General features: G+C 34.9%; 15 protein-coding genes. 9 read left to right on the top strand and 6 right to left on the bottom strand.

Going from position 1 to position 19,637, the window contains the following annotated elements; all coding sequences use genetic code 11:
• Positions 1-15 precede the first annotated feature (15 nt).
• From K0U91_RS01825 to K0U91_RS01845, 5 genes are all read left to right on the top strand, one after another.
• Entirely contained in the window at positions 16-1,062 is a 1,047-nt protein-coding gene (locus tag K0U91_RS01825; protein ID WP_219971109.1) for a DUF6263 family protein, read from the top strand.
• An 82-nt stretch (positions 1,063-1,144) separates the two neighbouring features.
• Positions 1,145-1,375 carry a hypothetical protein gene (locus K0U91_RS01830; RefSeq protein WP_219971110.1) on the top strand — a complete coding sequence of 77 codons (231 nt, stop codon included), beginning with the start codon at positions 1,145-1,147 and terminating at the stop codon, positions 1,373-1,375.
• A gap of 183 nt (positions 1,376-1,558) precedes the next feature.
• Complete coding sequence (locus K0U91_RS01835; RefSeq protein ID WP_220180198.1) at positions 1,559-4,090, top strand: YfhO family protein; 2,532 nt, start codon at positions 1,559-1,561, stop codon at positions 4,088-4,090.
• Between the two features lie 17 nt (positions 4,091-4,107).
• Positions 4,108-4,458, top strand: a complete 351-nt coding sequence (locus tag K0U91_RS01840; RefSeq protein ID WP_219971113.1) for a hypothetical protein — start codon at positions 4,108-4,110, stop codon at positions 4,456-4,458.
• Between the two features lies 1 nt (position 4,459).
• Positions 4,460-5,752, top strand: coding sequence for a glycosyltransferase family protein (locus K0U91_RS01845; RefSeq protein WP_220180199.1), 1,293 nt, complete (start codon positions 4,460-4,462; stop codon positions 5,750-5,752).
• A gap of 10 nt (positions 5,753-5,762) precedes the next feature.
• Here the strand turns inward: K0U91_RS01845 and K0U91_RS01850 are convergent, their stop codons facing one another.
• Positions 5,763-6,401, bottom strand: coding sequence for a hypothetical protein (locus K0U91_RS01850; protein ID WP_219971117.1), 639 nt, complete (start codon positions 6,399-6,401; stop codon positions 5,763-5,765).
• Between the two features lie 62 nt (positions 6,402-6,463).
• On the opposite strand from K0U91_RS01850, the gene K0U91_RS01855 reads away from it, so the two are divergent.
• Positions 6,464-7,435 (top strand): YpdA family putative bacillithiol disulfide reductase, encoded by a 972-nt coding sequence (locus tag K0U91_RS01855; protein ID WP_220180200.1) that lies wholly within the window; start codon positions 6,464-6,466, stop codon positions 7,433-7,435.
• 111 nt (positions 7,436-7,546) lie between these two features.
• Here K0U91_RS01855 and K0U91_RS01860 read toward each other — a convergent pair whose 3' ends face one another.
• From K0U91_RS01860 to K0U91_RS01870, 3 genes are all read right to left on the bottom strand, one after another.
• Positions 7,547-9,577, bottom strand: a complete 2,031-nt coding sequence (locus tag K0U91_RS01860; RefSeq protein WP_220180201.1) for a TonB-dependent receptor — start codon at positions 9,575-9,577, stop codon at positions 7,547-7,549.
• Between the two features lie 111 nt (positions 9,578-9,688).
• A complete protein-coding gene (locus K0U91_RS01865) occupies positions 9,689-10,924 on the bottom strand; it encodes an MFS transporter (RefSeq protein WP_408912596.1) in 1,236 nt (411 codons plus the stop codon).
• An 80-nt stretch (positions 10,925-11,004) separates the two neighbouring features.
• Positions 11,005-12,678, bottom strand: a complete 1,674-nt coding sequence (locus K0U91_RS01870; protein WP_219971230.1) for a glutamine--tRNA ligase/YqeY domain fusion protein — start codon at positions 12,676-12,678, stop codon at positions 11,005-11,007.
• 155 nt (positions 12,679-12,833) lie between these two features.
• On the opposite strand from K0U91_RS01870, the gene K0U91_RS01875 reads away from it, so the two are divergent.
• Entirely contained in the window at positions 12,834-13,967 is a 1,134-nt protein-coding gene (locus K0U91_RS01875; protein WP_220180202.1) for an alpha/beta hydrolase, read from the top strand.
• A 217-nt stretch (positions 13,968-14,184) separates the two neighbouring features.
• Here K0U91_RS01875 and K0U91_RS01880 read toward each other — a convergent pair whose 3' ends face one another.
• Positions 14,185-15,189 carry an o-succinylbenzoate synthase gene (locus K0U91_RS01880; RefSeq protein ID WP_220180203.1) on the bottom strand — a complete coding sequence of 335 codons (1,005 nt, stop codon included), beginning with the start codon at positions 15,187-15,189 and terminating at the stop codon, positions 14,185-14,187.
• Positions 15,190-16,206 carry a class 1 fructose-bisphosphatase gene (gene fbp, locus K0U91_RS01885; RefSeq protein ID WP_079464089.1) on the bottom strand — a complete coding sequence of 339 codons (1,017 nt, stop codon included), beginning with the start codon at positions 16,204-16,206 and terminating at the stop codon, positions 15,190-15,192.
• A 237-nt stretch (positions 16,207-16,443) separates the two neighbouring features.
• Between fbp and K0U91_RS01890 the strand changes: the two genes are divergently transcribed.
• Both K0U91_RS01890 and K0U91_RS01895 read left to right on the top strand, forming a co-directional pair.
• Complete coding sequence (locus K0U91_RS01890; protein ID WP_220180204.1) at positions 16,444-17,682, top strand: aspartate kinase; 1,239 nt, start codon at positions 16,444-16,446, stop codon at positions 17,680-17,682.
• A 22-nt stretch (positions 17,683-17,704) separates the two neighbouring features.
• Positions 17,705-19,546: a lysophospholipid acyltransferase family protein gene (locus tag K0U91_RS01895; protein WP_219971125.1), complete on the top strand. Its 1,842-nt coding sequence runs from the start codon at positions 17,705-17,707 to the stop codon at positions 19,544-19,546.
• The last annotated feature ends 91 nt before the right edge of the window (positions 19,547-19,637 follow it).

The raw sequence follows: 19,637 nt of genomic DNA on the forward strand, positions 1-19,637 counted from the left end.
GTAGTACAATCATTTATGAAAAATATAGCAGCAATAGCATTGATCTCTTTAGCCATTATTTCATGTAAAAAAGAGACAGCAACGATTACAAAAATAGACCCTAAAACCGGAAAAACGATAACAGTAGAAGTTCCTGCAGATTCTGTGGCTGAAGTGAAAGCAAATCCTGCAATCAAAGACTCTTTGGGTGTTTATACACAGTCTTTTAAGCTTGAAAAAGGTAAAACATATCCTTTAACGACGTACCAAAGAGACGTGAAAACAATGACTGATCCTCAAGGAAAAACATTGAACGGAACAAGTGAATCTACCGACGAAATGAGTTTTACAGTAAATGATGTGAAAAATGGAATTTACGATATTACCATCAATCTGATCGGGAAAAGAAACTCTCAGAGTGCTGATGGAAAAACCATTGTTGTAGACACAAAACAGGCAATCCCGAAAGAGGACAATCTTAAAATGATCTGGAATGTAAACCGTGCATTGACCGGTAACAAACTGAACATGAAAATGGACAGTAAAGGAAATGTGATCTCAATTACAGGTTTTGATGCTATCTATACAAAAATTTCAAACGCACTGGGAACGCTCATCAAAGATGCTAATCAAAAAGCAAGTGCTGTTGCAGGTCTGAAACAAACCTTTAACGAAAAAGTGCTGAAAGACCAATTTGCAAAAAACCTGACAATTATCCCTAAAAAAGGAGTAAAAATCGGTGAAAAATGGTCGACAAGCGAAAGTGCTGATGAAACAGGAAAATTTAAGGTAACCTCAAACTATGTTTTGAAAAGTGTAGGAAACGGTATAGCTGAAATATCTATAACTGGAGGAATTCCTAAAAAAGAAGAGAAAAAATCTCAAGGCGAGATGACGCACAGCATGAGCAGCGAACTGGCTCAAAACGGAACCATTAAATTTGACCAGAATACAGGCTGGATCACCAATCAGAATATCACGGTAAAAACTACTCAGATAGAAACAATTTCAGACGGAAAACAGTCTCAGAGTATGAAAAGTGTGTCAAATTCTTCTGTAATGGTAAATCCTGCTGCTAAATAATTATAAAATTTGAAGGTTGAAGAGTTTTTAGCAACTAGAAATGTGTCTTTTGGATCTAACATTACAATTAATTTGATTGGTTATGAAATTTATTTTTGAGTTAATTCTCGCTACAATTATTATTTTCTTTGTCTGGAATATTTTAAAAAGAGTTTTCTTTAAATCTTTTTATAAATACACAGGCTTTAAACCAAATAACGTGCAGAACCAGGAAAATAAAAACTCAAATAAAAATATTGATAAAAAAGTAAAATGGGATGCAGAAACTGTGGAATACGAGGAAGTGAAAGATAAAAGTAATGCGAAGCATTAATGGATCTTGTGAACTTTGCTAAGTGAAATCAAGGATTCGACGAAGTCAAACGCCTTAGCGAACTTAAATATATGCATATAGTAGCAAAATAACTTTGCGGACTTTGCATTAGAAACAAAAACAAATCTAAACGAATGATTCTTAAAATCAGAATTTCTCAATTAATATCTACTGATAACCAAAATGGCAAAAAATAAAAACTTAATTTACATTGCAATTTCCATCGCTGCATTCTTAGTTTTAGCATTTTTATATTCCACTCCTGTGCTTACGGGAAAGCAGCTTTTCCAACATGATATCGTTCAGTATCGAGGCGGAGCGAAAGAACTTATCGATTACAGAGACACTTACGATAAAGAAACATATTGGAGTGATTCTATGTTTGGAGGGATGCCCACTTACCAAATGGGAAGCCGTTTTGATGGTGATATTATTAAAAAATTAGACAGTTACTTGAATATTCTTCCGAGACCTGTTAATTATCTTTTCTTATTGTTTTCAGGATTTTTCTTGTTAGGAATGGTCGCAGTAAGAAATTGGAAATATGCGCTTTTGGGAGCCACATTTTTTGGTCTTTCTACCTATTTCTACATCATTATAGCAGCCGGACACAACGGAAAAGTCAATACCATTGAATATTTTGCACCGCTTTTAGCCGGAATTTTACTGGTGTATATCAGAAAAAAATACGTCCTTGGTTTCATTGTCACCACTCTATTCTTCGGATTGCAGGTGGCTGCCAATCATCCACAGATGACCTATTATCTGTTTTTGGGACTGGGATTTTTATTCTTGTCTGAATTAATCAGAGCCATCCAAAAGAAAACACCGATGAAACATTTCATGATCTCATCCGGAATCATAGCAGGAGCTTTAGCGATCGGTGTCGGGATGAATTCTCAGCGAATCATGGCCAACTCTGAGTACATTAAAGAAACTGTAAGAGGAAAACAAATTCTCAATACAGAAAGCCACACTGCCGGAAATTCGGGAATGGATAAAGAAAGCATACTGATGTGGAGTTACGGTAAACTGGAAACTTTAAATCTTTTCATTCCGAGATTGATGGGAGGCGGAAGCCAGGAGCCTGAAGCTGCAGAAATGATGTCTAAAGTTCAGGAGCTGGTACAGGAAAATGTAACTTCTCAAGCAGAAATGGATAGGGTCTCTAAAGGTTTTGGAAGCGTAACCTATTGGGGCGACCAACCCGGAACTTCAGGTCCTGCTTATCAGGGAGCTATTATATGTTTTTTAGCCCTTTTAGGATTCTTTTTTGCATGGAAAAAGTACCGCTACTGGATTCTTGGAGCGACTATTCTGACGATTCTTCTGGCTTGGGGAAGCAACTTTATGCCATTGTCGGATTTCTTTATTGAATATATTCCTTTTTACAGCAAATTCAGAGCACCATCTTCTATTTTGGTTGTTATTGAATTATTATTTCCTTTAATTGCCATCATTGGATTGTACAGATTTTATACTGATTTATCTTTGGAAGAAGAATATAAAAAGAAAATTTTGACGTATGTGAGCGGCGGAGTTTTAGGCTTGACATTAATTTTAATTCTTTTCGGAAAGTCTCTATTAGGCTTCCATACCGATAATGAGAAGACCTATTTACCACCCTTCCTACTAGATTATTTAACAGAAGAAAGATTTAAATTATTCAGAATTGATGCAATCAAAGCATTGTTTTACGTGGGAATTACCGCTGCTATTTTATTTTTTAGTTTAAAACAAAAACTGAATCAGAATCTTACTTTAATTATCATTGGTGTGGTAAGCTTATTTGATTTATGGACAGTCAATAAACGTTATCTGAATGACGATAATTACGTTGACAAAATCTTCGCTGAAAACCCTTTCCAGACAGAAGGTTCGGATTATCTTGCTGAAAAAGTAGGTGATAATCAAAACCTTCAATCTATTCTGGCAAGTATTCCGGTTAATAAAACTCTGGAAACAATTGCTGAAAAAGACAAAAAACATTACAGAGTTTACAACCAGGTTTTGGGAGTAACAAGTGAGACCAATACCTCTTATTTTACTTCTTCCATCGGTGGATATCATGCAGTACGACTGAGACGATATGATGACCTACTGAATGAATATATTTCAAACCCAGACAGCGTAAAAACACCGAAAATATTGAATTTACTGAATACAAAGTACATGGTTTTCGGAAATCCACAGGAACCACAGGTTGTCCCGAATCCTAATGCGAACGGAAATGCGTGGTTTGTGAGTGATCTTAAATTTGTCAATACTCCAGACGAAGAAATAAAATCGCTTGGAAATATTGACTCAAAGAAAACAGCAGTTATCAATGTTTCAGACAAGGCTTATTTTAATGGAAAACAAGTTCAGCCAGACTCTACCGCTTTTATTAACCTAACAAAATATGAAGCGAATGAATTGGAGTTTAAATCTCAATCGAAAACCCCACAATTAGCTGTTATCTCAGAGATTTATTATCCCCACGGCTGGAAAATGTTTGTTGATGAAAAAGAAGTTTCGTACATCAAAGCAGATTATCTTTTGCGTGCAGTACACGTTCCGGCAGGAGAACACAGCATCAGAATGATTTTTGAACCTGAAGTGATTGCTACCGGAAAATGGATTTCTTTGCTATGTTTTGGATTATTTGTTTTATTGAGCGCGGGTGGATTATATTATATCTACCGCAAAAGAGACGAAAGTAAAACTGCTAATTAGTAAGTTAAAAGCTTCGAATGGATTTAGCAGATTTAGAAACAACAAAATTTATTTCTCAAAAAGAATTTGAAATATTCGAAGAAAAACTTAACCAATTAATTGCTAATCAAAAGCTCATCAAAGTTGGTGATGACACATTAAGAAATTTTGACTGCTATCTTTATCAGTCTTTTGATAATAATAAAATCTACTGTTTATCTGTTCCTGATAATTCTTGGAGAGGTTTTTTTCTAAATTATGAGAAGGCTAAAAGGCATATTATAAATTTAAAAAAGCTTGATAAACAGAAATCAACAGGTTGTTTATTTTCTTTATTTCTAATAATCCTAATAACTTTAATAGGAATAATTTTTAAAAATTATCTTTAAATTGACAGAGAAAAAAATCCTTATCATCACCTATTACTGGCCACCTGCAGGTGGACCGGGAGTTCAGCGATGGTTGAAGTTTGCAAAATATCTCCCTGAATTCGGCTGGAAACCTATTATTTTTACTCCTGAAAATCCAAGCTATCCTTTGATTGATGAAAGTTTGATAAAAGACATTCCTAAAGATTTAAAAATTATAAAAACTAAAATCTGGGAACCTTATCAATTGGCTGAGAAGCTTAATAAGAGTAATAAAAAATTTAAAGCCGGGCAGTTTGATGTAGGGAGTAACCAAAGCTGGAAATCTAAATTATCCATTTGGGTTCGCGGAAATTTTTTCATTCCGGACGCTAGAGTCTTTTGGGTAAATCCTTCTGTGAAATTTTTAGAAAACTATTTAAAAGAAAATAAAATTGATGTTGTCGTTACTTCCGGGCCGCCGCATTCGCTACATTTGATTGGTTTGAAATTGAAAGAAAAATTCACTGATATTAAATGGATTGCCGATTTCCGTGATCCTTGGACGGAGATTTCTTATTACAAACATTTAAAACTAACCAATAAATCTGACAAAAAACACCGTCAGCTGGAAAGTGATGTTTTCAAAAACGCAGATATCACATTGGCAACAAGCTATACCGATGCTGAAAATTTCAGGAAAAACGGAGCCAATGCCTTTTGCATTACCAATGGTTATGATGAAAGTGATGCTTCTGTTCCGCACCCAACCGCTGAAACTCTCTCAAATAAATTCACTTTGAGTTATATAGGAGTTCTTGAACAGCTAAGAAATCCTCAAAACCTTTGGAAAGCTCTTGATGATTTAATTATCATAAATGCAGATTTTGCTAAGAACTTTAGTCTAAAATTTGCAGGTAGAATTGATGATAAAATTTTGCAGTCTATTGAAAATTCAAACGTAAAAAATCATATTGATAATCTGGGATATCTGTCACATGACAAAGCAGTTGATGAAATGTCAAATTCTTCAATGTTATTGATTACCAACTTCCCGAACGAGTCTTCAAAAGGAATTATTCCGGGGAAAATATTTGAATATCTTGCGACAGGAAAACAGATTATTTCTTTTGGCCCGAATGATGCGGATGTTTCAAAAATTTTAGACGAAACGAAGGCCGGAAAACATTTCAGCTATGAAGACTCAGAAGCAGTTAAAAGTTTTATTCTGGAAAAGTTTGAACTTTGGAAGAGCGGAAATCTATTAGAGAATAAAGGAAATATTCAGAAATTTTCCAGACGAAATTTAACAAAGCAATTGTCTGAAATATTGTAGCAACCGGTTATTAAATTGTCCAGCGGTCATTAACAACTGCAACCAGATAATACTTTCCTTGAAACTCTTCAAAGATCAAACGCAGGGTATTCCAATCCATCTCGTTGTTTTTCCCTGTGCCCTGTATATAATTTTCTGTAAAATCGGTATCAGGATAAATTTCCTTTAAATTGTTCAGCGAATTTCCACCAGCCTGAAATTCATTGGCAGAATAACTTGCATTCGTAAAATCTTTCACAAAAACCCAGTCTTTTAAGTATTGATTAACGGTTGCTTTATATGGATCTCCTGAGCCGTCTCTTGCGCCCCAGGTAAAGATAGTTTTAGTTGGTTGATATTTTATAAAATCTGGTTTGGTAAAATGTTTGTCTTCATTAATGCTGGTAAATGCATACATAGAAAAACGAACTCCTTTTTCAGGGTGAATAAATTCTGCAAAAGACTTATAATTTTTATTTTTTAATATGATAAGAATTTCATCGTTGATCTTTCTCAAATCCTCTTTTTTAGATTCCGGATCTGTTCCGGCAATTTCTGAAGCTTTTGTTTTCTGGCTTGTAGAATCCTGCAATACTTTATCAGTTTTGGCCTCATTCTTTTTACAGCCTGCAAAAAAAAGCAGAACGACCAATAAAAATATGTTCTTCATTTTTGAAACTTTACTTCTTACAACGACCAAAACTGATGCCATAAATTGACTAAATTTGTTCTATGGAAATTTTGGATATTCTCATCATCGGAGCAGGACCCATCGGTCTCAACTGCGCACTTGAAGCAAAGAAAAACAACCTCAGCTATTTAATTATTGAGAAAGGGACGATTGTCAACTCATTGTACAATTATCCTTTGTACATGAGGTTTTTTTCGACAGCTGAAAAGCTGGAAATTGATGAAATCCCTTTTATTTCTGCTGCTCCAAAACCTGGGCGACAAGATGCTCTGGAGTATTATCAGGGAATTGCAAGACATAAAAACCTGAATATTAATCTATATGAAAAGGTTTTACATATTTCTAAAAGAGAAGAAGAAGTCTTTGAAATTGAAACTTCAAAATCAAAATATCTGGCAAAAAACGTTATAATTTCCACAGGATTTTATGACCTACCGAATTTAATGAATATTCCTGGTGAAAATCTGGAAAAGGTAAAACATTATTACACCGAGCCCTATCCATACGCAAAACAGAAAATTGTCGTTGTCGGATCGAGCAATTCATCGGTTGATGCTGCCTTGGAAACTTACCGAAAAGGTGCGGAAGTTACAATGATCATCCGTCATTCTGAAATTTCTGAAAACGTGAAATATTGGGTAAAACCTGACATTGAAAACCGGATCGCAGAAGGAAGTATAAAAGCACACTTCAATTCTGAATTATTAGAAATTAAAGAATACTCCGTTATTTTTAAAGATAAAAATGGTGATTTACATGAAATTGAAAATGATTTTGTCCTCGCAATGACTGGCTATCTTCCCGATTTTGATTTTCTTAAAAATGCAGGAATAGATCTTCAGGAAGAATGCCTAAAACCTGCTTACAATTCAGATACGATGGAAACCAATATTCCGAATCTGTATCTTGCGGGAGTTGTGTGTGGAGGAAAAGATACCCATCTTTGGTTTATTGAAAATTCAAGAATTCATGCGGAGATGATTGTAAATAATATTCATTTAAAGGATGAATAGTGAAACGTCTTCAATTTCTTATTCCGTATGAATCTCAGCTGCAAAAATAAGATTCTGTTTAGAATCCTACGGAATAACAAACTGTATGCTATAAAAAGAATATTAATATTTTTAAAATTCAGCTTTTACTCCTAAAACAAAATTCCTTTTTGCAGCAGGATTGTAATAACGATTACCAAAAGCGTTGATATCAAAACCTAAAACATAATCGGTATTGTAAATATTTTGAATTTGCAGAAATAAATTGAGCTTCGTTTTTTCAATAACAACAGGAAATCTGAACTGAATATTGCCTACTAAACTTGAATCTGACCAAGCCGTATTTGCATCATTCAAAGGGATTTTTGAAGTGTAAAAATGAGAATAATCGACTGAAAGTATTTTGAAAAAAGTAAAATTCAGTAAACTGTTGATTGTAGACTTCGGAACTCCTGTCAAATCATTCCCTGAAAAATCATTTTCACCCTGCTGATAATCCTGAAATTTAAAATCATAAAAGCTGCCTGAAAATCTGAATTTAAAATTGCTGAAAAAATCATTTTTAAGATTGAAATTTTTAGACTCTAATAAAATTTCGAAACCTTTTTGAACAGTTTCACCAGAATTCACAAAAAATTCTTCACCGCGCTCATTCTGTCTTCTTACAATCGCATCTTTTAGTCGAAAATCAAAATAACCTGCTTCTGCAAAAAGGAAATTCCCAAATTGCTTTCTTATGCCAATTTCTTTATTCCAACCAAATTCCGGAACGAGATTCAGATTAAATTCCTGATTCGATGAGCGTATTTCTTCATTGGTGGGTGCAGAATTTCCCTTTCCGGTTTTCCCTCTCAAAGAGAAACCGTTCCCGATAAGATACGTAACTCCAAAATTGGGAAGCAGCTGATCTTTAAATTTTGTTTCACCGTTTTCAGAAACCGGATACAGCTTTTCCCAAGCATAGGAATTTGAATTTAAGCTCAATGAAATATCAGAAAAGAGCTTTTCACTAAAATTTAATTTCTGTGAGACAAAAAAGAATCCTGAATTGCTTTTAAGCTGATCAAAATTCTGCGGATCACCTTCTGCTCCTCTATTATTATCAAAATTTTTAATGAAAATATGATTTGTTCCACCTTCATAGCCCAATCTCCATTCTGCTGAAATTTTTTCCCAGTTCTGCTGATAATTCAAATGCGTTCTCACTGCAAAATTACTCTCATAACGGTTTTCAAAATTGGTGATAAAAGGGTTTTCAAAATCAACATACGAACCCTGAACCAAAACAAAATGAGACAAATTTGGAATTATTGCGAACTCGTGAGAAATGCCTGCTAAAATCATTTTATTACGTATTCCTGCATTCTGCTCATTTGCACCGGGAAGTGCTGCTGTTTTAGGCCTTGCTTGTTTTCTATTGAGCTCCATCTGTTCCAGAGTCAGGCCGCCTGGAGTTTGATAGTCGATATCTGAAAGGAGGATCATTGCCTTTAGTTCAGCATTTTTTGAATACTGAAAATTATCTTTTAAAAAAATATGTTTTCTTTCTACAGCAGACTGTTCACGATAAGAATCTGTACGGTAATAGTTCTGGAAAATTTGAAAAAAGTGTTTTCCTGCCTGTTTTGAAAAATTTATACTTTCATTAAATGTTCCATAACTTCCGAGGGAAAGGCTGCCTGAAACATGTTCAGCATTTTGAGTCTGCAGTAGAACAGCCCCACCTGTTGCCGCGCCAAAATCTCCGCTTTCCGGACCTTTAAAAATTTCTATTCTGTTGATCAATTCCGGAGATATAACATTAAAATAAGTATTTCCCGAAGCATCAGATAAAATAAAATCATCCAGGTACACCTTCACATTACGAACTCCGAATGGTGATCGCAGAGTGCTTCCACGAAGGGAAATCCGGTAACTCCCGGGTGAGCGTTCCTCCATTCTTGCACCTGCGATTTGATTGATCGATTCTAATAATCTTTCTGGTGGATTCTGATTGAGTAAATTTTCCGAAACGACAGAAACTGATTTTGTAGAGGTGATAAATGTGGTTGGTTTCTTGTAAGAATCAATTTTCACTTCTGAAATCAATGTCGCGGAATCCTTTTTTTGCGAAAAAATCATCGTAGTATAGAAGGTAAGTGCTAAAAAGTAAAATTTGGTCATGAAGTTGTTTGTACACTTGCATTAGCAAATATTGTACATTTTTAAATATTTTAAGTTTAAATTGTAATATTAAAAAAAAAAGCTGCAGAAATTCTGCAGCAGCAATAATCATCAGTTTTCAGATATTATTTCTTTATTTTTCAGCATCCACGGAACGACAAGATAAAAACCGAGAGCAATAGCTGTCGCCAAAAGCCCGGTCCCGATCCATAAAACACTGAATCCGAATTTTTCAGCGATCAGAGTTCCTAAATAGGGTGTAATGATAAATGCAATTGAAAACGAAATTCCATTTAGACCCATATAAGCTCCTTTGTTATTTTTCCCTGATCGTAATGCTGTTATGGTAGACATGAAAGGCAGTGTCCAGATTTCTCCGATGCATAGCAAAGTCATTGAAACCAGTAACGCAAGCAAGCTATAATCGAAAGCAAGCATTGCGTATGAAAACCCGCAAATAAAAGTTCCTATAAGCATTGTAATTGCGAGGCTGAAATACTTTTCTGCAATCTGCACGAGTCCCATTTCGAGTAAGACAACTAAAAATCCACTGTATGCTAAAATATAGCCTATATTGTGCTGACTCAACTGGGCAGTATCCTTGTAAAAAATCGTCAGTGTACTGAATATTTGAAAAAAACAGATTGAAAAAAGCATACAGAAAAAGCAATATAGCAGAAATTTACCATCCCGGTAAGGAGAATTTTCTTTTTTTATTTCAACTATTTCTTTTATTTTTTTAGCAGCTATTTCTGACAGTTTAGCTCTTTTTGAAAAAAACCAAATGTAGAGCAACCCTGCTAACAAAGCCGCCAAAGCATTGCTGTAAAACAGAAATTCATAAGAAATTGCAGATAAAATTCCACCCAAAGCAGGGCCTATTGAAAATCCCAGATTGACCGCCATACGATTGAGGGAAAATGCACGGGTAATATTTTCGGGTTTTGCATATTTGGTAATTGCTACAGAATTTGCAGGACGGAATGAATCGCTGACAATACTCTGCAATAAAATAATTAATGCAACTCCTGCTTCAGTTTTGAATATGGGAATCAAGCAAAACAATGGTACACTAAGCAACAAACTGATAGACTGTACCTTAAATTCTCCTATTTTGTCAGTGATATAACCACCTAGCCATGATCCGATTACCGAACCGATTCCGAAAAAACTTAAAACAATTCCGGTATTTTCTATACTGAATTTGAGATGCGCAGTCATGTATACTCCCAAAAATGGCAATACCATAGAGCCGGAACGGTTGATCAGCATAACCAATGCCAACATCCAGCTTTCTTTTGAAAGTCCTTTGAAAGAACTTGTATATAAATGTATGATTTTCACGATTTAATTGTTTGATGTTTAAAACAAAAAAACAGGACTTAAAAGTTAAGCCCTGCTTTATTTATTGTGATATAAATAAATTTTTACTCCGGCTTATAGGAGTCTTTTAAAGTTACCGTTCTGTTGAATACAAAATTTGTATCCGTAGAATCCTGATCTTTCGTAAAATATCCAATTCTTTGGAATTGAAGCGGCTCGCCTACTTCAACATCTTTCAAACCTGGCTCAGCAAATCCCTGAATAGTAGATACAGAATTTGGATTGATGAAATTTAAGAAATCTACATCTTTTTCAGCATCCGGCTGCTCTACCGTGAATAAGTTATCATAAATTCTAACTTCCACAGGAATTGCGTGTTTTGCAGAAACCCAATGTAAGGTACCTTTTACCTTTCTTAAACTTTCTTCGGTACCGCTTCCCGACTTCGATTTCTCATCATACGATGCGTAAATGGTTGTGATTTCTCCGTTTTCATCTTTCTCTACTCTTTCAGCTTTGATGATGTACGCAGACTTTAAACGGACTTCTCCACCTAATTTTAATCTAAAAAATTTATTGTTAGCTTCTTCTTTGAAATCTTCACGCTCAATATATAATTCTCTTGAGAACGGGATCTGCCTTGTACCAGCATTTTCCTGCTCCGGGTTGTTCTCGGTTTCAAGCCACTCTTCCTGACCATCAGGATAATTTTCAATAATCAATTTCACAGGATCTACAACTGCCATGACACGTTTCGCAACTTTATTCAGGTCTTCACGCACACAAAAATCCAATAGTTGAATTGAAATTAAATTTTCTCTTTTAGCAACACCTACTTTATCAATAAAATTCCTGATAGAGGTCGGGGTAAACCCTTTTCTTCTCATTCCGGAAATGGTAGGCATTCTAGGATCGTCCCAGCCGTTGACTACATTTTCGGCGATCAGCCTCTGCAGTTTTCTTTTAGAAGTAATCATGTAAGACACATTCATCCTTGCAAATTCTCTCTGCTTATTTCTAACCTTTCCGTCTTCATAAACCTGGTCTAAATACCAGTTATAAAGCGGTCTGTGGTTTTCAAATTCTAAAGAGCACAATGAGTGAGAAACTTGCTCGATATAATCAGACTCACCATGAGCCCAATCATACATTGGATAAATTTTCCACTCTGTACCTGTTCTGTGATGGGGCTTATTTAAAATTCTGTACATCACAGGATCACGCATATTCATATTGGGTGAAGCCATGTCAATTTTGGCACGAAGTGACATTGAACCACTTTCAAATTCACCATTTTTCATCTTTTCGAATAAATCTAAAGATTCTTCAACAGGACGGTTTCTAAATGGAGATTCTACACCAGTTTCTGTAGGATTTTTTCTTTGCTCTGTAATGATTTGTGATGGTTGCTCGTCAACATAAGCTTTCCCTTCTTTAATCAACTGAACTGCCCAGTTGTATAACTGCTGGAAGTAGTCGGATGCGTACAAAACTTTATCCCATTTGAAACCTAGCCATTCTACATCTTTCATGATAGAATCTACAAATTCCTGCTCTTCTTTTTCAGGATTTGTATCATCGAAACGAAGGTTTACGGGGGCATTGTATTTTTCGCCCAAACCAAAGTTGATGCAGATCGCTTTTGTATGACCTACATGCAGATAACCATTAGGTTCCGGCGGAAAACGGAAACGGATCTGATCATTTCTCATACCGTTTGCCAAATCATCTTCTATAATTTGCTCAATAAAATTAAGCGATTTTTTTTCTTCTTCCATTAGAGTAAACTTACGTTGCTGCATGATGTTTACAGCAATTTGCAAATTTAATAAAATTTAAGGGTTAAAAAAAACGAAATTTTTTACATTAAATTCACAAATAATTGAAAATTTATGTCGAACTTTATTCCGTAAAACCATTTTTATAAACAATAATGTCTGTTTATATCCTTAGCAACCGCAAGATTGTACGTCATAAAGGCGAAAAGAATGATTCTTTCTCTAATGATGAATACTCAATCCCCAATTTCAGGATTGCAAAATGTAATTTTGACGGCTTTAAGGAATCAACAGCTCAATTTAAAAAGAAGAAAGAATATTCTGACAGAAAGATTTTAGATTACAAATTGTTTTCAGAACCTAAAAAACAGAGCTATGAAGAAGTCTTGGATGTTTTGCTGAATGAAAAAGGATTAAAACAGTCTGGCTTAACTGCAAATAATCTCGGCGGAACTCAGAGAATGTTTTATGAATTGTATAAAGATATGTCTTCGACGAAAGTAAGAAGTGATGTATTGATATTTATTCACGGTTATGCATATACTTTCGATGATGAACTAAAAGCAATTATTGATCTTAAAAAGCTGTTTATAGATAACCCAGAATCTCCGATTGAGCATATTTTGTTTATCAGCTGGCCCGCATCAAGCAGTTTGATTCCTATGACTTATTTTGATGACAAGGCCGCGAGTATTAACTCCGGGACTTCATTGGTAAGACTATTTTATTTTTATACACAGTTTCTGAAAGATATATTTTCAAACAAAGATTTGAAGCCATGTAACCAGCACATTCACATGATGACGCATTCATTGGGAAATAGAGTACTTCAAAGCATGCTGTACAGTCTGAAAGGAGAGAATATTCTGCGGGTAATTGATCAGGTTTTATTATTGAATGCAGATGTTTCCTACAAAGTTTTTGATGATGCTGAAGATTCTTTTAATAAACTTCCTTTGCTGGCTAATAGAGTTTCGATTTATTTAAACAGAAAAGATGCAATTTTAGGCATTTCACAGTTTACAAAAAATATACTGACACCAAGATTAGGAAAAAACGGCCCGTCAAATATTGAACGTTTTAAAGATATTGTTTCAATTATCGACTGTACTTTTATTGAAAACGATTTGAAGAGTTCATTCAAATTTGAATTTGGAAACCATTGGGGATACCTCTCAAGCTCACAGGCACAGAGTGATATTTTCCAGACGTTACATGGGATCAATAGAAGCTTAATTGCCGACAGAGTGAAAAATAATGAATACACATTTACATTAATGCCTGTATAAAAACTAGGGATTATATATTGGATTATTAGCACTTTACAGGGAATGGCGTATTTTTTGCAAACGTACAAATTCAAAATACTATTAATATAAATATTATGGAAACAATCAAAAAAAAGTTTTTTTATATAGTAGACTATATAAAAAAAGCAATGTTTATTAAAGATGTTATTTAATAAACTCAATCTATTTAAACAACAGTTATTGGTAAAAAACTACTCTATCCTTTAAAAAACAATTGATCACCATCTAATCTTAGATGATTATCAAAATTATTCGTAAAAAGTCCTCCGGTACCTAAACCCTGAGGCATGGGATTGTTTTTGGTATAGGCGTACTGTGCAATAGCATTCAGTCCGATATTACTTTCTAGTGCAGAAGTAATCCACCAGCTTATATTTTGCTGATCAGCTAATGATATCCATTCATCAGATCCTGAGAATCCGCCGACTAATGATGGTTTTAAAATTATGTATTGAGGCTTTACAGACTGTAAAAGTCTTTTCTTTTCATTAAAATTAATAATTCCAATTAATTCTTCATCCAGTGCAATCGGTGTTGGTGTTTCTGCACACAATTGTGCCATATCACTCCAACTTCCTGCTCTGATAGGTTGTTCGATAGAATGTATATGCAGATCTGCGAGTTGCTGCAGTACAAGTTTAGCCTCTTCTTTTGAAAATCCACCATTGGCATCAACACGTAATTCTAACTGTTCTTTTGAGAATTTTCGTCTTAGTTTTTGAAGAATTTCATGTTCAGATTTCCAATCTACACCAATTTTTAATTTAATACAATGAAAGCCAGCTTCCAGTTTTTCATGAATCTGTTCTTCCATAAAACCAATATCGCCCATCCAGATCAAACCATTGATCACCATTGAGGTTTTACCGTCTGTGAATTCATTAGGGAAGTAGATATTACCACCATGTTTTAAATTTAATAAAGCCTGTTCGTACCCCAACCAAATCGATGGAAACTCCTTCAATTCTTCTTTTAAAAATTCAAAATCTTGATGTATATTATTAGAAAGCCATTTTAATGTTTCTTCGTAATCAGGGCGGTCATCAAAGCTCAGTCCCCGGAAAACAGCACACTCTCCTATTCCTTTTTTCCCGTTCTCTGCTATTTCAAGAATAAAAGTTTCCTTTTCATATAAAACGCCGCGAGATGTTCCACTCGGGCGTTTGAATTGTAATAAATATCTAAAATATTCTGCTTTCATTTATTTTACGCTGTCGATTCGCATAAATTCTTCTGCTTTTTCTACCATATCAACGCTTCCTGCGAAAAACGGTATTCTTTGGTGCAGTTCGGTAGGTTCAACTTCCATGATTCTTCTGAAGCCATCAGTAGCTTTTCCGCCCGCCTGTTCAGCCAAAAATGCCATTGGGTTACATTCGTACAATAGCCTTAATTTCCCGTTGGGTGACTGACCGTATGATGGATAAATATAAATACCTCCTTTCAGCATATTTCTATGGAAATCTGCGACTAAAGAGCCAATATACCTTGAAGTATAAGGACGGTCGCCCTCTTCCATCTGACAATATTTTAGATAATTTTTCACTCCCTGAGGGAATTTAATATAATTTCCTTCGTTGATTGAGTAAATTTTACCTGTTTTTGGAAATGTCATATTGGGATGAGAAAGATAATAAGTTCCTAATGAAGGATCTAATGTAAAACCGTTTACACCATTTCCTGTCGTATAAACAATCATGGTAGATGAACCGTAAATAACGTATCCAGCTGCAATCTGGTTGATTCCTTTTTGTAAGAAATCTTCCAGCTGTACCGGTGTCCCCGGCTCTGTAACTCTACGGTAAATAGAAAAAATAGTTCCTACAGAGACGTTTACATCAATATTCGAAGAACCGTCTAACGGATCGATTAGCACTACATACTTGCTTAAATGACCGTTTTCGCCACATTTTATATCGATAAAATCATCATTTTCTTCCGAAGCAATTCCGCAGACCACTTCTCTCTGTGACAGAGCAGTTATAAAAATATCGTTGGCAATAACATCAAGTTTTTGCTGCTCTTCACCCTGAATATTCTGATTTCCTGCTGCGCCTGTAATATCTACAATTCCTGCCTTGTTAACTTCTCTGTTAACAACTTTTGACGCCAGCCTTATCGCACTTAGAAGACGTGAAAACTCACCAGTGGAATACTGAAAATCTTCTTGCTTATCAATTAAAAATTCTCCTAAAGTCTGTAATGGTTGATCTGACATTTTTATACTTTTACGTTACCGTCAAATTTCGGAAAAATAATCAGACCTCAAAGAATTTTCTTTCAAATTAGATAAGGAGTTGATTAAAAGATTATTAACTCGTAAAAACATCATTTTAAAACAATTATGCATCAATTATTAATCACCAAATTGTGCTCTTTCATATCTCACTGTAAATTTATAATTTTGTCGATTCAAAAACTTTTATTTATCTAATCACTTTATTTTAAATATTCAATGAAAATTTTCAAGTTTGGTGGAGCTTCGGTAAAAGATGCCGAAAGTGTAAAAAATGTGTCTATGGTTTTGAAGAGCCAGGGCTTTGAGGAATGTCTGCTGGTCATTTCAGCAATGGGTAAAACAACCAATGAGCTGGAAAAAGTAGTAGAACTGTACTTTGAAAAAAATAACTACCAAACCGAAATTGAAAAGATAAAACAGAAGCACATTGAAATAGCTAAGGGGCTTTTCCGGAATGACCATGTGGCTTTTGACGAAATTAACCTGTTTTTTGATGATATCGTTTCATTCTTAAGAAGAAATAAATCTCCTAACTATAACTTCGTTTATGATCAGGTGGTGAGCTGCGGAGAAATGATTTCTACCAAAATTGTAAGCGAATATCTGAATGACATTCAATTTACCAATCAATGGCTTGATGCAAGAGATTATATTAAAACTGATGATTCTTACAGAGACGGAAATGTAAACTGGGCGAAAACTGAAGAGTTTATAGCCACCTTAAACCCGTCTATTTGCTACGTAACTCAAGGTTTTATAGGATCAGATGACAATAATTTTACGGTAACATTAGGGCGAGAAGGTTCAGATTACTCTGCCGCTATTTTTGCGTATTGCCTAAATGCAACGGCGATGACGATCTGGAAAGATGTTCCCGGAGTTATGACGGGCGATCCAAGAAAATTCAATAATGTCTCTCTGCTTTCCAATATTTCCTACGAAGAAGCCATTGAAATGGCGTATTACGGCGCAAGTGTCATTCACCCAAAAACATTACAGCCTCTACAGCAGAAAAATATTCCTTTTTATGTAAAATCTTTTGTTGATCCTACGAAAGGAGGAACAAAAGTAGGTGCCTGTGAAGAAAACCAGCATGAAGAATCATATATTTTAAAAGAAAATCAAACCTTAATGAAAATTTCTACCAGAGATTTCTCTTTCATCGCAGAAGACCATATGAGTCTGGTTTTCGGGTATTTATCTAAATATAAAATTAAAGTTTCGCTGATGCAGAACTCTGCAATTTCATTAGCTTTATGTCTGGAAGACAAATTTTTGAAAATTGATGAACTCAACGAAGAACTTCAGAAAGTTTTTAAAACTGATGTCGTAAAAAATGTATCTTTATTTACGGTAAGGAATGCAAAAATGGAAAACATCGGTAAATTTTACCAGGAAAAAAGTGTATTATTGGAGCAGATTGCGAAAAATACACTGCAGATGGTAACACAATAAAACTAATCACGACTAAAAACACATGAGTTTAATTTCGAAAAATGACTTAATCAAAGCTTCCGGCTTAAATAAAATGGGATTTCTCAAGAATCCTATTGCGTCTGCTGTAATGAGCGTTGCCAAGATCAATGAAGTAAACAGATTATACGACAAATTAAAAGACAAGGAAGGCAAAGATTTTTTCGACTCATTTGTTAGAGAAAGAAATTTAAGTTACATCGCATTTGAAGAAGATTTAGCAAAAATCCCTAAGACAGGACCATTTATACTGGTTTCAAACCATCCGCTCGGCGCAATCGACGGGATTTTGATGTGCAAAGTTTTATCAGAAGTAAGACCGGATTTCAAAGTAATGGGTAATTTTCTTTTAGAAAAGATAAAGCCGATGGAACCTTATGTAATTTCCGTCAATCCTTTTGAAGGCAGAAAAGAAGCTTATAGCAGCTCTTCGGGAATGCGGGGCACGCTGAAACACCTTGAAAATGGTGGCTGCGTAGGAATTTTTCCTGCAGGTGAAGTCTCAAATAAAAATAATCCTTACGGCGAAATTCTAGATAGAGAATGGGAAAAACCTGCTTTAAAGCTTATCAAAATGGCGAAAGTTCCGGTAGTTCCCATGTATTTTCATGCAAAGAACAGTACATTATTTTACCAGGTCTCAAAAATTCATCCGAATTTACAGACTTTGATGCTTCCAGCAGAAATGATGAATGACCGGGAAAAACCTATCCGTATCAGAATAGGAAAACCAATCACCGTAAAAGCAATGGATGATATGGAAACCATTGAAGAATTGGGTGAATTTTTAAAGCGCAAGGTGTACATGATGAAATCTTACTACGAGAAGAGAAAATCTTTGGCGCAGGTGATTAATCTTAAAAACTTATCGCTGAAATTTCAGTTGTTAAGAGAAGAAAACATTGTCCAGAATATCATTGATGAAACTCCGAAAGAAGATATTTTAAAAGACATCAACAAACTGAAAGGTACAGATAAGATGCTTTTCAGCAACGGGAATTATGAAATTTATTTTACTCCTTACGAGCAGATTCCGTCTGTGATGAGAGAAATAGGACGTCAGCGCGAGCTTACTTTTCGTGCGGTAGGCGAAGGTAGCAATTTACCTTTTGATCTTGATGAGTATGACAAGCACTATCATCATCTTTTTCTCTGGGATAATGCCACAGAACAGCTTGCCGGAGCATACAGAATGGCCCTCGGAAAAGATGTTATGAAAAAATTTGGTATCAAAGGCTTCTACACCAGTTCATTGTTTGAGTTTGAACAGGATATTCATCCTTTTTTTAAGAAGGTAATTGAAATGGGCCGAGCATATATCCGCGAAGAATATCAGCAAAAACCACTTCCGCTTTTTCTTTTGTGGAGAGGGATTGTACACGTTTGTCTGAGAAATCCCGATCACAAATTTTTGATGGGCGGTGTGAGTATCTCAAATAAATTTTCTGAATTTTCGAAATCGCTGATGATTGAATTTATGCGATCTAACTATTATGATTCAGCAGTGGCACAATATATCACACCACGAAATGAATATAAGGTAAAACTTCGTGAGAGGGATAAAAATCTGTTTTTTGACGAAATGGAATCTGATCTTAATAAACTAGACAAGATCATTGATGATCTGGAACCCGAATTAAGATTACCTGTTTTAATTAAAAAATATATCAAGCAAAATGCTAAGGTAATTGCCTTTAATGTAGACCCAAACTTCAACGATGCCATTGACGGATTGATGTATATCAGAATCAGTGATCTTCCTGAAAGCACCATCAAACCTGTTTTGGAAGAAATGAGTGAACAGATCAGAAAAGAACAGGAAAATAATACACCTGAAAATCAGTAAGTTTTTGATTTTAATTAAAAAAAAACTGGTAATACTTGCATCATATATCAAAACTTACTACTTTTGCATCACTTTAAAACACCGAAGTTAT

Source organism: Chryseobacterium sp. LJ668, from assembly GCF_019613955.1.
In the GTDB taxonomy this organism is placed as follows: domain Bacteria; phylum Bacteroidota; class Bacteroidia; order Flavobacteriales; family Weeksellaceae; genus Chryseobacterium.